This window comes from Pseudomonas sp. B2M1-30, from assembly GCF_025447575.1.
GTDB lineage: Bacteria > Pseudomonadota > Gammaproteobacteria > Pseudomonadales > Pseudomonadaceae > Aquipseudomonas > Aquipseudomonas botevensis.
In genome coordinates this window covers 291,918-304,390 of record NZ_JAOEJT010000004.1, presented here as the reverse complement: position 1 = coordinate 304,390, position 12,473 = coordinate 291,918, and the positions used below count along the sequence as shown (strand labels likewise).

Here is a 12,473-nt window from a genome sequence, read left to right as displayed (position 1 = left end):
TGGGGAGAGGGCTGGGGTGAGGGGGATTCGGGGGCAACTCACTATTAAGCGCCCAACACCCGACACGCCTCACTCGGCAACGTCACCGACACCGGATGCCCCACCCCCAAGCCGATCCCCTGACACGGCGTACTCAACGCGGTAAAGGTCACCCCGGAACACTCCACCGTGGTCTCGATGGTCGCGCCGATGTCCCGCACGAACGTCACCTTGCCCAGCAGGCGGTTGCCCGCCGTGGCCTGGGGGGCGGACAGTTGCAGGTCTTCCGGACGAATCAACATCTTCACTTTCTGCCCGACCACAATGCTGCTGCAGATCGGCACTTGCAGCGCGTCGCCGCCCGGCAGACCGACCTTGCCATCGCCCAGCGCAGTGGCCGGGAAAATGTTGCCCGAGCCGATGAAGTCGGCAACGAACTCGTTGGCCGGATGCCGGTAGATTTCGATCGGCGTTCCCACCTGCTGCACCCGATGCTCGCCCAGTACGACAACGATGTCAGCCATGGTCATGGCTTCGCGCTGGTCGTGGGTGACCATGATCGTGGTGATGTTCAGGCGCTGTTGCAGCTGGCGGATTTCCACTTGCATCGACTCCCGCAGTTTGGCGTCCAGGGCCGACAGCGGTTCATCGAGCAGGAGGATTTTCGGGTGCGAGGCAATCGCCCGGGCAATCGCCACGCGCTGACGCTGGCCGCCGGACAGCTTGGCCACCGGGCGGTCGATCATCGGTTGCAGTTGAATCAGCTCAAGCAATTCCACCACCCGCGCCTGTTGCTCGGCCTTGGCCACCCCGCGCAGCTTCAGCGGATAGGCGATGTTTTCGCCGACCGTCATGTGCGGGAACAGTGCCAGCGACTGGAACACCATACCGAAATTGCGCAGGTGCGCCGGCGTGTGACCGATGTCCTCGCCGTCCAGGCGAATCTCGCCGCCAGTGAGGGTTTCGAGGCCGGCGATCATCCGCAGCAGTGTGGTCTTGCCACAGCCCGAAGGCCCCAGGAAGCACACCAGTTTGCCTTCCGGCAAATGCAGGTTGACGTCTTTTACCGCGCAAGCCGAGCCGTAATGTTTCTCGACGTTTTCCAGAATCAGACCAGTCATGTTGCACCTCAAATCAAAAGGAAACGCCGCCCTCGCCCACCAGCTTCTCCAACGCCCAGATCAGGACGAAGTCGATCAGCACGATCAGCACGGCAAACGAGAACACGGTAGGGTCGAGCGATGACACGGTGCGGCTGTACATCCAGATCGGCACGGTCATGACGTCGATGGTGTAGAGGAAATAGGTGACGGTGAATTCATTGAACGAAACGATGAACGCCAGCAGCATGCCCGCCAGGATTCCCGACTTCATCAGCGGCACCACCACATCGATGATCGCCCGCAGCGGCGAAGCCCCCAGCATCTGCGCCGCCTCCTCGACTTCGCTGCCGATGGAGAGCATGGCCGCCGTGCAGTTCTTCACCACGAACGGCAACGCCAGAATCACGTGGGCGATCACCAGTCGCGAGGTGGTCATGTGGAACGGCAGGCTGTCGAACACCAGCAACAACGCCAGGCCCAGCACCACCATCGGAAACACCAGCGGCAGTGACATCAGTTGCAGCGCCACAGCCTTGCCCCGGAACTCGCAACGGGTCAGCGCGTACGCCGCCGGCACCGCGATCAGCGTGGCGAAGATCATGGTCAGGCACGACACCAGCAGACTGGTGCCCATGGCCTGGCCCAGGCTCAGCACATCGCTGGCATCCGGCGAAACGAAGGTATGCCATGCCGCTTTGTACCATTGCAGGCTGTAGCTGCTCGGCGGGAAGTCCAGGGTCGAGGCGCCGCTGAACGACATGACGATCATGGTCAGGATCGGCAACACCGCCAGCAGCAGAATGAACCCGGACAGGATGCCGGCGAACTTGCCGGTGTCGCCGGGCAGCAACGTCATGCGCTTCTTGGTCAGGACACTCATTGCGAAGCCTCCAGCAGACGCCGGCGACGGCCGGTGATGTATTCGGACAGGGTCATGATCGCCAGGGTGGTGACGATCAGCACCACGCCGGCAGCGGATGCGGCGGGCCAGTTCATCAACGGGGCGATCTGGTCATGCACCATCACCGCCAGCATCGGCACCCGTCGGCCACCCAGCAACAAAGGCACCACAAAACTGCTGGCGTTGTAGGCGAACACCAGGGTCGCGCCGGTGATGATGCCCGGCAGACTCATCGGCAAGACCACTTGGCGGAACACCTGCAAACGGCTGGCACCGAGGGTCGCGGCGGCTTCTTCATACGAGCGCGAGACACCGCGCATGGCACTGGCAATCGGCAATACCGCCAAGGGGAAAGCCGTCTGCACCAGCCCCATCAGCACGCCGTTCTGGTTGTACAGCAGCATGATCGGCCGCTTGATCAGCCCCAGCCCCATCAAGGTCTGGTTGAGCATGCCGCCGGGGCCGAGGATCACCAGCCAGCCGTAGCTTTGCAGCAGCAGGTTGACCAGCAGCGGCAGCAGCACCGCCGCCAGAAAGATCCGCCGCACCAACGGCGAGGTCAGGCGCGACATGGTGTAGGCCACCGGGATTGCCAGCAGCACCGCGATCACCGCGCTGATCAGCGCCAGACGCAAGGTCAGCAGCAACGACTTGAGGTAATAGGGTTCGAGCAGTTGCGCGTAGCTGGCGAGGCTGAAGCCCGTCCACTCCGCGCCCTTGGTGCCGATGCTCATGCGCAGCACCAGCAGGCTGGCGGCAATCAGCACACCGAGAAACAGCATCGAAGGCGTGAGAAAAAACCACGCCCGCGCGGTCGGCGAAACACTGCGCGCCACGCGCACGTCACCCGCACCGACGGGTTGAGTCAGGGATTGATGTTCCATAGCAAATGATCTCGTCAATGGAAAACGGATCTCCCAGACACCGCCCGCTCCCACAGTGAACGTGCGGCGCGTGGGAGGCCTGCGTCAGGAAGAAAAGATTTCCGTATAGCGACGAATCCACTGGTCATGCACGGTGGCCAGGAAGGCGTTGTCGTGCATGATCGCCTTCTCGGCAATTTGCTCAGGGGTTAGGATGAACGGGCTCTTGCGAGCCTCGGCGGAAATGATCGCCTTGGCATTGACCGGACCGTTGAAGATGTCCTCGGCCATCTTGCCCTGCACCAGCGGGTCGAGGGAGTGGTCGATGAAGGCGTAAGCGAGGTCGGTGTCGCCGGGACGGTTTTTCGGCATCACCGACAGCATCAGGTCGGTGTAGAAGCCTTCCTTCATGCCGAACGTGGCGCCCAGCCCGTAATTCGGGTCGCGGATCTGCTTGGGGAAAAACGCCGGTGCGTACAGGCCGCCCATGTCCAGCGAACCGGTGCGGAACAGCTCGGCAATCTGGTTCGGGTTTTCGCCCAGCGTCACCACGCGGTCCTTGAGTTCGGCGAGTTTCTTGAAGCCCGGCTCGATGTTGTGCTCGTCACCGCCGGCGAGTTTGGCGGCGATGATGATCAGGTCCATCGCCTCGGTCCAGTTTGGCGGCGGCAGGAAGATGTTCGGCGCCAGATCGGCATCCCACAGCGCGGCGTAACTGTCCGGCACTTCTTTCTGGGTGCGGGTGCTGTACACCAGACTGTTGCACCACAGCAGGTAACCGATGCCGTGCCCGTTGGCGCCGGTGCGGTATTTCTCCGGCACGTCGATCAGGTTGGGGATGCGGTTCAGGTCAGGCTTTTCCAGCAGTCCGGCGGCGGCCAGGCCTTCGGCGCCGACCCCGGCCAGGGTGATGATGTCGTACTGCGGACGATCACCGCCGGCCTTGAGCTTGGCGACCATTTCCGACGTGCTGCCCGTGCGGTCGGCGATCACTTTGGCACCGGTCTTGGCTTCGAACGTGGCGGCGATGTTGCGCAGTGCGGCGAGGCCGGTGTCATCCGACCAGGTCAGCAAACGCAGGGTCTTGCCGGCGAACCGGGTGTCGCTGGCGCGGGCCCCGATGAAGGGCATGCTCATGGCGGCCGCAGCCACGGAAGCCACGCCGACGGTTTTAATGAATTGACGCCTGTTCAGATCATGCTTGCCCATGAAGGACTCCCTTTGTTCTTTTAAGTATGAGGTTGGTCGCAACCGTTGCATCCGCGCGGCCGGGTCCGCTGAAAGCTCCGTTTCACAAGGGCTTCAACGCTGCCGGCGGGTTCATCCTGAGGTCGTGCAAAACACCTGACTATCGATAAAAACTCATTGAAGCCATGACGCCGACGCATGCCTCGTTGCGAGGCACGCGCTCACCTTTTTCGGGCGCTCAGAGCGCCCGAACAACGTGTTTGATTTCCTGAAATGCCGCCAGGCCCCACGGCCCCAATTCGCGGCCGATGCTGCTCTGCTTGTAACCGCCCCACGCCGTCTGCGGGAAAATCACCTGCGGCGCGTTGAGCCACACAAGCCCGGCCTGCAAGGCATTGGCGACGCGATCCGCCGCCTCGCCATCGCGGCTCACGACGCTGGCCACCAGGCCGAAACGGCTGTCATTGGCCAGGGCGATCGCCTCGGCTTCGCTGCTGAAACTGCGCACGCACACCACCGGCCCGAAAATCTCTTCGCACCACAGCGCACTGTCGAGGGGCACGTCGGTGAACACCGTCGGCTGCAAAAAATAGCCGCGCGACAGTTCGGCGGGACGATTGCCGCCACACACCAGCTTCGCTCCAGCACTCAAACCGCGATCGATGTGGCCCAGCACTCGCTGGTACTGCGCCTGATTGACCAGTGCGCCCATCTCGACGTCCGGGTCGAACGGGTCAGCCACGCGAATTTTTTCCGCTCGCGACTTGAGGCGCATCAGAAACTCATCCGCCAGCTCATCGGCGACCAGCACCCGACTGGTGGCCGAGCACATTTGCCCGGCGTTGAAGAACGCGCCGCCGCACGCCAGCTCCACCGCCAGATCGAGGTCGGCATCGGCCAGCACCAGCAGCGAGGATTTGCCACCCAGCTCCAGGCTCACACCCTTTACGGTTTCAGCGGCACGCTGCATCACTTGCACACCGACCGCGTTGCTGCCGGTGAAGGAAATTTTGGCAATGCGCGGGTCCGCCGACAGCGGCGCACCGACCGCCAGACCGGTGCCGCACACCAGGTTGAACACGCCGTCCGGCAGACCGGCCTCGGCGATGATCGCGGCCAGCTCCAGTTCCGGCAGCGGCGTGACCTCGGAAGGCTTGAGCACCACGCAGCAGCCTGCTGCCAACGCCGGGGCGAGTTTCCAGGCCGTGGTGACCATCGGAAAATTCCACGGCACGATCAGCCCGACCACGCCGCACGGCTCACGACGCAGACGCGCGCTGAAATCGTCGCTGGGCAGCGGCACGTTGCTGTCCTGTTTGCCGTCGAGGCCTTCGGCGAGTTCGGCGTAATACTCGAACGTGGCGATCACGTCATCGACGTCGATGGCCGCTTCGAATTGCGGTTTGCCGTTGTTGCTCGACTGCAACTTCATCAGGTGATCGCGACCGTTGCGCACGCCGTTGGCGATGTTGCGCAGGATCGCCCCGCGCTCGGCGCCGGTGGTTTGCGACCACGACTTGAACGCTTCGCTGGCGGCGCTCACCGCTTGCCCGACCGCGCGTTCGTCACCGCCATTGACCGTGGTCAGCAGCGCTTCGGTGGCCGGGTTGATGACGCGCAGATGTTCATCACCGGCGGACCATTGGCCATTGATGTAGAGGCCGTCGAGGGTTGTTGGAAAGCTCATTTGGCCACCGCCTTCATCCATTGGGTCTGATCGATCTCAATCACGCTCGGGCCTTGCCGGTCGGCGGCGGCACGCAACGCGCCGCGCAGTTGTTCGACCGTATGGATCGACTCCGCCGCGCAGCCCAGGGCCTTGGCGACACCAATGAAATCCGGGGTGTAGATGTCCACGCCGACCGGTTCGATGGCGCGGTTGACCATGTATTTCTTAATCTCTTCGTAGCCCTGGTTGTTCCACAGCAGGACGATCACCGGGGTGCGCGCTTCCACGGCACTGGCCAGCTCCGGCAGGGTGAATTGCAGGCCGCCGTCACCGATCAGGCAGACCACCGGAGGACGGGCGCCATCCTCGACCTGGCCACCGAGCCACGCGCCGATTGCCGCCGGCAAGGCATAACCGAGGGTGCCATAACCGGTGGACGAGTTGAACCAGCGGCGCGGACGCTCTGGGTTGAACGTGAGGTTGCCGGTGTACACCGGTTGCGTGGAGTCGCCGACAAACACCGCGTCCGGAAGCTCATGCAGCACGGTTTCGAGGAAGCGGGTCTGGGCCAGGGTCGGTGCGTCCCAGGTGGCCGCCAGATCATTGCGCAGACGCGCGGCGCGCACCTGGCCCCAATCGTTGCGACGTCCGGCCAGCGGCAGGTGCGACAACGCCGTCAACAGGGCATGCGCGGCGTTGCGCGAGTCGGCCACCAGGGCAACGTGCGGCGGGTAGTTGCGCACGGTCTGGTCGGCGTCGATGTCGATGCGCAGCAACTTGCCGGGGATCTCGAAGCCACCGGCGAAGGTGACGTCGTAATCGGTTTCGGCCAGTTCCGTGCCTATCGCCAGCACCACATCGGCATCCGCCACCAGGGCACGGGTGGCGACCAGACTCTGGGTCGAACCGATCAGCAGCGGATGACTGGACGGCAACATGCCTTTGGCGTTGATGGTCAGCGCCACCGGGGCGTCGAGCAGCTCGGCCAGTTCGGTGAGTTCGGCGGCGGCATCGATCGCGCCGCCACCGGCGAGGATCAACGGACGACGGGCACCGGCCAGCAACTGTGCCATGCGGTTAACGGCACCGGGCGCGGCACCGGCGCGGTCGATGCTGACCGGGACACTGGCGAGCAGCTCATCGGCCTCTTCCACCAGTACGTCCAGCGGAATCTCGATATGCACCGGACGCGGACGCCCGGCCTGGAACAGCGCAAAGGCGCGGGCCAGGACACCGGGCAATTCAGAGGCGGACATCAGGGTGTGGGAAAACGCCGCTACGCCGCCGACCAGCGCACTCTGGTTCGGCAACTCGTGGAGCTTGCCGCGACCGCCGCCCAACTGGTTGCGGGTCTGCACGCTGGAGATCACCAGCATCGGGATCGAATCAGCATAAGCCTGGCCCATGGCGGTGGTGATGTTGGTCATGCCCGGGCCGGTGATGATGAAGCACACACCCGGTTTGCCGCTGGTGCGGGCGTAGCCGTCGGCCATGAAGCCGGCGCCCTGCTCATGGCGCGGGGTGACGTGGTTGATGCTCGAACGGGCCAGCCCGCGATACAGCTCCACGGTATGCACCCCGGGAATGCCGAACACCTGCTCGACCCCGTAACCTTCGAGTAACTTGACCAGTACTTCGCCACACGTCGCCATGTCATTGCCCTTCTTGTTCGTTTGAGACACCGGGCCGCTGCGCAAGCAGGCTTGCTCGCTCTCGCAGCGGCCCGTGGGATGGCCTCATTGAACGGTTGGCAGGTGGCAGCAACAATCGATAAAAAGTCATACTAGCCATGTCCTCACGTCATACCTTGGATCCAAATGAAACGACTGCCGCCCCTGCCCGCCCTGTATACGTTTCTGATCACTGCGCAGTGCTGCAACTTCACCCGCGCCGCCGAGCAGTTGCACATCACCCAGGGCGCGGTGAGCCGGCAGATCGCCGGGCTTGAGGATCATCTGGGTTACGAGTTGTTCATCCGACTGGCGCGCGGCCTCGAGTTGACCGCCGAGGGTCGCGAGTGGCTGCCACGGGTGCAACAGGCGTTCGCACTGATTGGCGACGGGATGGAGCAAATCGGCCAGACGCACCAGACCCTGCAACTCAAGGCCCCGAGTTGCGCGATGCGCTGGCTGGTGCCGCGCCTTTTGCAGTGGCAACGGGAACGCCCGGATGTGCCGGTGAAACTGACGACCACACTGGCTCATGGGGTGGATTTCCAGCGCGAGCAATTCGATGCCGCCGTGATCTACGGCACGCCACCGGACCACTCGTTGACCGCCCTGCATCTGTTCGATGAGCAACTGACGCCCGTCTGTTCGCCGACGCTGCTCAAAGGCCCGCCGGCATTGCTCGTCCCGGCGGATCTGCAACAGCATTTGCTGCTGCATCCGACCCATAACGATCAAGACTGGAAGGTCTGGCTCAAGGCCGCTGACTTGCAACTGAGCAACATTGGCAGCGGTCAGCATTTCGAGACCCTGGACCAGGCCATGTCGATGGCCTCCCACGGCACGGGCGTGGCGATTGGCGACTGGTCCCTGATCGGCGACGACCTGAATGCCGGACGGCTGGTGATGCCGTTTGAGCTGAAGGTGCGGACGGGGATGGGGTATTACGTGGTGATGCCGGAGAAACAGCAGCCTTCGGCGAAACTGCGGGAGTTGATGACGTGGCTGGTGGAGCAGGCCCATCGGCGGTGAAGCTTGCCCTCACCCTGACTCTCTCCGGGGGGAGGGGGGACTGACTGTCGGTTGCTTGAGAACTGCACCGACCTGAAATTCCGAGCCGACCTCAGGCTTTGGAAAGCACGAAGATCAGCTCCCTTCCCCCTCGCCCCCTTGGGGGAGAGGGTTGGGGTGAGGGGGTGATTCTCCAGCCGGTCACCACCCTCACGATCACTCAATACCCAACGGTAAACCGCTGCCGCGAATGCTTCGGCGTTTCCACTTCGTCGATCAACGCAATCGCGTAATCGGCAAAGGTAATCCAGCTACGCCCTTCGGCACTCACCAGCAGGTCATCCTTGCCAACCCGGAACGCGCCGCTGCGCTCGCCTTCGACAAACTGCGCCGAGGGCGACAGGAACGTCCAGTCCAGTTCCTGCTCCTGACGCAACGCCTCAAGAAACGCCCCCCCGGCACTCGCTTCGGTCTTGTACTCGGCCGGGAAACCGGCGCTGTCGATCACCCGTGTGCCGTCCGGCAGCAACAGCGAACCGGCCCCGCCCACGACCAGCAAGCGCTTCACGCCGGCCTGCTTCACCGGGCCAATCACGGCGCTGGCCGGGACGGTGGTGAAATGCGCGGCGCTGATCACCACATCGTGACCGGCCACGACCGCTTGCAGCGCGGCCGCGTCCAGCACATCGACATTCTGGCTGACCACACCGGCACGGACGCCGATCTTCGAGGTGTCGCGGGCGATGGCCGTGACGCTATGGCCGCGACGCAGCGCTTCTTCCAGCAATTGGCTGCCGGCCCGGCCGGTGGCTCCGATGATTGCGATCTTGCTCATGACGTTCTCCAGTTGGCTTGAGTGTATGTGCATCAATAAACAGGTCAGGCGATTACCACTTCATCTCGCCCTTGGCGACCTTGGCGCTCAGCTCCAGGGAGCTTTCCTCGCCCAATGTCGGGTAGCGTTTTTTCATCGCGGCGATCAGTGCTGCAGAGTCCTTGGCCTTGGCCGTTTCTTCGTCGAACGCCTTGATGTAGTCGGCGGTAAAGGTCACGGCTTTCAGCGAACGGTCGCTGTCGCCGAGGTAGTGGCCCGGCACCACGGTCTGCGGTTTCAGGGTCTTGATCGAATGCAGGGTTTGCAGCCAGTCGGCGTGGGATTGCGCGGTCTGGGTGTCGGCCATCCACACGTGGATGTTCTGCGCTACCACCACGCCACCGACCACGGCCTTGAGCGACGGAATCCACACGAAGCTGCGATCCGGCTGTTTGCCATCAAGACCGATCACCTGCAGCTTCTGCCCTTCGAGCATCAGGCTGTCGCCTTTGAGCACGCCGGGAACGATGGTCTTGGCCGGCACGTCGGCACCCATTTTCGGCCCCCAGAAGGCCAGTTTGCCGTCGACGGTCTGCTTGATGTGATCGACGGTCGGTTGCGAAGCCAGCACTTTGGCGTTCGGGAAAGCCTGGGTCAGGGTGTCGAGACCGAAATAGTAGTCCGGGTCGCCATGACTGATGTAGATGGTGGTCAGTTGCTTGCCGCTGGCGCGGATTTTTTCGACCACTTGCTCGGCCTGGGATTTGCCGAACTGGGCGTCGACCAGAATCGCGTCCTTCTCGCCGCTGACCAGTACCGAGGTCACCGGGAAAATCGCGTTGGTGCCCGGATTGTAGACATCGAGGGTCAGGTTGGCCGCCGCCGCGTGCGCAGCGAAACCGAGGGTGGCGGTGGCCAGTAAAACGCGTTTGAGAGCCGTGAAGCCGATCATCTGTTGCTCCGTTGTCCGAATGCCATGCTTGGCGATGGGTACAGAGCTTAGTTGCCAGACTCGGTACAAAAAATGCGATGCTTGAACATAGTTTGTTTCTGAAAGCGGGCAAATCATGGATCGTCTCCAAGCAATGCGGGTGTTTGTCACGGTGGTGGATCTGGGCAGCCAGTCGGCGGCGGCCGATCACCTGGACCTGTCGCGGCCGGTGGTGTCGCGGTATCTGGCAGAACTGGAAGACTGGGTCGGCGCGCGCCTGATGCATCGCACCACGCGCAAATTGAGCCTGACCGCCGCCGGCAACGAAGTGCTGCCGCGCTGTCGGCAGATGCTGGAGCTGTCCGGCGACATGCAGGCCGCCGTCAGCGAACCCCAGGACGCGCCGCGCGGATTGCTGCGGATCAGCGTCAGCACCTCCTTCGGTCAGGCGCAACTGGCCGATGCCGTGGCGGTGTTCGTCAAACGCTATCCGGGGGTCAACATCGATCTGCAAATGCTCGATCGCACGGTGAATCTGGTGGATGAACGCATCGACCTGGCGATTCGCACCAGCAGCGACCTCGACCCGAACCTGATCGCTCGACGCCTGACCGTCTGTCGCTCGGTGGTCTGTGCCGCGCCGGCTTATCTGCAAGAGCACCCGACACCCCGCCGGGTCGAAGAGTTGAGCCGGCACAACTGCCTGACTCACTCGTATTTCGGCAAAAGCCTGTGGCATTTCGAAGAACACGGCGAGCCGGTGTCAGTCCCGGTGCAGGGCAACATCAGCGCCAACGAAGCCAGCACCCTGCTGCGCGCCACCCTGGCCGGCGCCGGCGTGGCGATGCTGCCGACTTATCAGGCCGGCACCTACATTCATACGGGAGAATTGATTCGGCTGCTGCCCGATGCCGAACCTCGGCAGATGAACATTTACGCGGTCTACGCCTCACGCAAACACATGCCGGCTGCGTTGCGCTGCATGCTGGATTTTCTGGTGGAGCGCTTCCCCGGGCAGCCGGAATGGGATATCGGCCTGTGAGCCCGCTTCCATAGCGGGTGCATCAGTGTCCTGAATATCGGGGTACAAGCCCGTTTGCTGGAAAGTCCCCAGCGCTGACCTATGCTGAAAACAGTACCCACGGGTATTCGTTCAGAGGTCAACGCCATGAACACCAAAACAAGAAGATACCTCGCGATTTTCATCACCTGCGCGGCCACGCTGGCGCTCTACGGCACCGCTGCCTGGCGGGTGGAGCAACTGCGACAACTGCCCCGGGACTACGCAAGCTGCAATCTGGAACGCTGCATCCCGCACAACGCGACGCTTAACGCGCTGCGCTGATCCGGATGCCTTCTTGAGGGAGCAGGCTTGCTCGCCAATGCGCCTTGTCATTCAACAGGAATGTCGACTGATTCAACGCCTTCGCGAGCAAGCCCACGATCATGGTTCGGTCTTCAGGCGATCGCGAAACGCCTTCGGCGAAATCCCCACCCGGCGCCGGAACAGGCGCGTGAAGTTGGTCGGATCGGAAAACCCCAATTCCTCGGACATCTGATAGATGGTCATGCTGGTGTAAGTCAGCAGGCGCTTGGCTTCCAGCAATTGCCGCTCGTGCATGATCTGCAACGCCGGTTGCCCCGCCAGCTCGCGACAGGTGCCGTTAAGGTGTGACACCGAAATGCCCAGGCGATGGGCCAGGTCTTCAACCTTGACGTGCTGTCGGTAAGTCTCCTCCACCAGTTGAATGAAACCGTTGAGGTATTCGCGCTGACGCTGCGGACGCTGGTTCGAGCGCTGGCGGGTGAGCGCCTGGCGGCTGACCCAGACCATGATCACGCTGACCAGCGAATGCATGAGCATTTCGCGCGCCGGCTGGTGGCCGTTGTATTCGGCCTGCAATGCCGCGAACAAGCTGTTGAGGTACTCGCCGTCCTTGCCCGCCGGGTAGCTTTCAGCCTGGGCCAGGGCGAACACCGAGTTGCCCAGTTGCGTCTGTAAATGATTGATCAGGGGTGTCGCCAGGGTGACGACGAAACCTTCGACGTCCTCGGAAAAACGAAATCCATGCACCGAGAGCGGTGGCAGGACCTGAATGGCGGCCTGGTTCAGTTGTGTGCGCTGACCTTCGATTTCAAGCTCTGCCTGACCTTTGAAAACGAAGAGCAACTGGCACAGATCAGCATGGCGATGCGGTTTGATTTCCCATTGATGGTCGCGGCTGCGTTTGGAGATGGTTTCACAGTGCAGCAAGTCGGGGGTCGGCCAGTCCAGGCTTTCACCGTAGAGCTTGAACACCGGAATCGAAGGCAGGTCAGGCTTGTTCATCACTTCAATCCAGGCCTC

General features: G+C 62.7%; 12 protein-coding genes. 3 read left to right on the top strand and 9 right to left on the bottom strand.

The window, feature by feature from the left end:
* Nucleotides 1-44: 44 nt before the first annotated feature.
* From N8H74_RS10865 to N8H74_RS10840, 6 genes are all read right to left on the bottom strand, one after another.
* A complete protein-coding gene (locus N8H74_RS10865; RefSeq protein ID WP_262147477.1) occupies nt 45-1,100 on the bottom strand; it encodes an ABC transporter ATP-binding protein in 1,056 nt (351 codons plus the stop codon).
* A 13-nt stretch (nt 1,101-1,113) separates the two neighbouring features.
* On the bottom strand, nt 1,114-1,962 hold the full coding sequence (locus N8H74_RS10860; RefSeq protein ID WP_217832782.1) for an ABC transporter permease: 849 nt from the start codon (nt 1,960-1,962) through the stop codon (nt 1,114-1,116).
* A complete protein-coding gene (locus N8H74_RS10855) occupies nt 1,959-2,867 on the bottom strand; it encodes an ABC transporter permease (RefSeq protein WP_217832781.1) in 909 nt (302 codons plus the stop codon). Before N8H74_RS10855 ends, N8H74_RS10860 begins: the two co-directional genes overlap by 4 nt.
* 84 nt (nt 2,868-2,951) lie before the next feature.
* Nucleotides 2,952-4,055 (bottom strand): extracellular solute-binding protein, encoded by a 1,104-nt coding sequence (locus tag N8H74_RS10850; protein WP_217832780.1) that lies wholly within the window; start codon nt 4,053-4,055, stop codon nt 2,952-2,954.
* Between the two features lie 217 nt (nt 4,056-4,272).
* A complete protein-coding gene (locus tag N8H74_RS10845) occupies nt 4,273-5,721 on the bottom strand; it encodes an aldehyde dehydrogenase family protein (protein WP_262147473.1) in 1,449 nt (482 codons plus the stop codon).
* Nucleotides 5,718-7,355 carry a 5-guanidino-2-oxopentanoate decarboxylase gene (locus tag N8H74_RS10840; protein ID WP_262147716.1) on the bottom strand — a complete coding sequence of 546 codons (1,638 nt, stop codon included), beginning with the start codon at nt 7,353-7,355 and terminating at the stop codon, nt 5,718-5,720. The genes N8H74_RS10845 and N8H74_RS10840 overlap by 4 nt, the downstream gene beginning before the upstream one ends.
* A gap of 165 nt (nt 7,356-7,520) precedes the next feature.
* On the opposite strand from N8H74_RS10840, the gene N8H74_RS10835 reads away from it, so the two are divergent.
* Nucleotides 7,521-8,402: a LysR substrate-binding domain-containing protein gene (locus N8H74_RS10835; protein ID WP_262147471.1), complete on the top strand. Its 882-nt coding sequence runs from the start codon at nt 7,521-7,523 to the stop codon at nt 8,400-8,402.
* Between the two features lie 199 nt (nt 8,403-8,601).
* Here N8H74_RS10835 and N8H74_RS10830 read toward each other — a convergent pair whose 3' ends face one another.
* Nucleotides 8,602-9,216: an NAD(P)-dependent oxidoreductase gene (locus N8H74_RS10830; protein WP_217832776.1), complete on the bottom strand. Its 615-nt coding sequence runs from the start codon at nt 9,214-9,216 to the stop codon at nt 8,602-8,604.
* 52 nt (nt 9,217-9,268) lie between these two features.
* The gene (locus N8H74_RS10825) at nt 9,269-10,147 is read right to left on the bottom strand and encodes an MBL fold metallo-hydrolase (protein WP_262147469.1); all 879 of its coding nucleotides are present in this window, start codon (nt 10,145-10,147) and stop codon (nt 9,269-9,271) included.
* Nucleotides 10,148-10,262: 115 nt separating this feature from the next.
* Here N8H74_RS10825 and N8H74_RS10820 point away from each other — a divergent pair, with 115 nt between their 5' ends.
* Nucleotides 10,263-11,168, top strand: a complete 906-nt coding sequence (locus N8H74_RS10820) for a LysR family transcriptional regulator (protein ID WP_217832774.1) — start codon at nt 10,263-10,265, stop codon at nt 11,166-11,168.
* Nucleotides 11,169-11,294: 126 nt separating this feature from the next.
* The gene (locus N8H74_RS10815) at nt 11,295-11,471 is read left to right on the top strand and encodes a hypothetical protein (RefSeq protein ID WP_217832773.1); all 177 of its coding nucleotides are present in this window, start codon (nt 11,295-11,297) and stop codon (nt 11,469-11,471) included.
* A gap of 99 nt (nt 11,472-11,570) precedes the next feature.
* On the opposite strand, the gene N8H74_RS10810 is transcribed toward N8H74_RS10815, so the two are convergent.
* A complete protein-coding gene (locus N8H74_RS10810; protein WP_217832772.1) occupies nt 11,571-12,455 on the bottom strand; it encodes a helix-turn-helix domain-containing protein in 885 nt (294 codons plus the stop codon).
* Nucleotides 12,456-12,473 lie beyond the last annotated feature (18 nt).

Excerpts from the sequence above, each read along its gene's own strand:
- N8H74_RS10865 (WP_262147477.1), bottom strand. The coding sequence starts at position 1,100 with ATGACTGGTCTGATTCTGGAAAACGTCGAGAAACATTACGGCTCGGCT.
- N8H74_RS10860 (WP_217832782.1), bottom strand. The coding sequence starts at position 1,962 with ATGAGTGTCCTGACCAAGAAGCGCATGACGTTGCTGCCCGGCGACACC.
- N8H74_RS10855 (WP_217832781.1), bottom strand. The coding sequence starts at position 2,867 with ATGGAACATCAATCCCTGACTCAACCCGTCGGTGCGGGTGACGTGCGC.
- N8H74_RS10850 (WP_217832780.1), bottom strand. The coding sequence starts at position 4,055 with ATGGGCAAGCATGATCTGAACAGGCGTCAATTCATTAAAACCGTCGGC.
- N8H74_RS10845 (WP_262147473.1), bottom strand. The coding sequence starts at position 5,721 with ATGAGCTTTCCAACAACCCTCGACGGCCTCTACATCAATGGCCAATGG.
- N8H74_RS10840 (WP_262147716.1), bottom strand. The coding sequence starts at position 7,355 with ATGGCGACGTGTGGCGAAGTACTGGTCAAGTTACTCGAAGGTTACGGG.
- N8H74_RS10835 (WP_262147471.1), top strand. The coding sequence starts at position 7,521 with ATGAAACGACTGCCGCCCCTGCCCGCCCTGTATACGTTTCTGATCACT.
- N8H74_RS10830 (WP_217832776.1), bottom strand. The coding sequence starts at position 9,216 with ATGAGCAAGATCGCAATCATCGGAGCCACCGGCCGGGCCGGCAGCCAA.
- N8H74_RS10825 (WP_262147469.1), bottom strand. The coding sequence starts at position 10,147 with ATGATCGGCTTCACGGCTCTCAAACGCGTTTTACTGGCCACCGCCACC.
- N8H74_RS10820 (WP_217832774.1), top strand. The coding sequence starts at position 10,263 with ATGGATCGTCTCCAAGCAATGCGGGTGTTTGTCACGGTGGTGGATCTG.
- N8H74_RS10815 (WP_217832773.1), top strand. The coding sequence starts at position 11,295 with ATGAACACCAAAACAAGAAGATACCTCGCGATTTTCATCACCTGCGCG.
- N8H74_RS10810 (WP_217832772.1), bottom strand. The coding sequence starts at position 12,455 with ATGAACAAGCCTGACCTGCCTTCGATTCCGGTGTTCAAGCTCTACGGT.